Annotated in this window: 1 protein-coding gene; it reads right to left on the bottom strand. The window is 41.3% G+C overall.

Going from position 1 to position 414, the window contains the following annotated elements:
* On the bottom strand, window positions 1-287 hold a 287-nt coding region (locus D4A39_RS19300; protein WP_233552538.1), incomplete at its 3' end, for a hypothetical protein.
* Between the last annotated feature and the right edge of the window lie 127 nt (window positions 288-414).

Raw genomic sequence — 414 nt, 5'->3', positions numbered from 1 at the left:
GCACCGGCAGCTGCTGTTACATAGTTCTTCACTTCAGAAGCATCATTAGCCTTATAAGTATAGTATTTCGATGTAACGAAATACTCGCTGTTACCCCTCTTGCTCTGTGCATCCGAAGCACCTTCACAACCCTTCAATGTGACATTGTAGTCTTTATAACTGCCACTAGTCTTGCAATCCCAAGGCTTCTTTTGGGTAGCAGCAGTAGCATAAACACTATTCTCCACATAGATGTTGCTCTTGTAACCTGCACCAATGCATTGAACTACCCACAAGCTAAAGAACATAGCGCTTACCTGTCAATATTATATTAACATTTTGCTGAACATTTCCAGAAAACAGCAAGAAAAAAGCCCCGATACGTCTCGTACCAGGGCTTCGAGCTCTTTAACAATGTATATGAAACAATCAATC

Source organism: Alcanivorax profundi, assembly GCF_003597125.1.
Classification (GTDB): domain Bacteria; phylum Pseudomonadota; class Gammaproteobacteria; order Pseudomonadales; family Alcanivoracaceae; genus Alcanivorax; species Alcanivorax profundi.
Note: the sequence above shows the minus strand (reverse complement) of the source record. Positions and strands in the feature narration are given on the sequence as shown.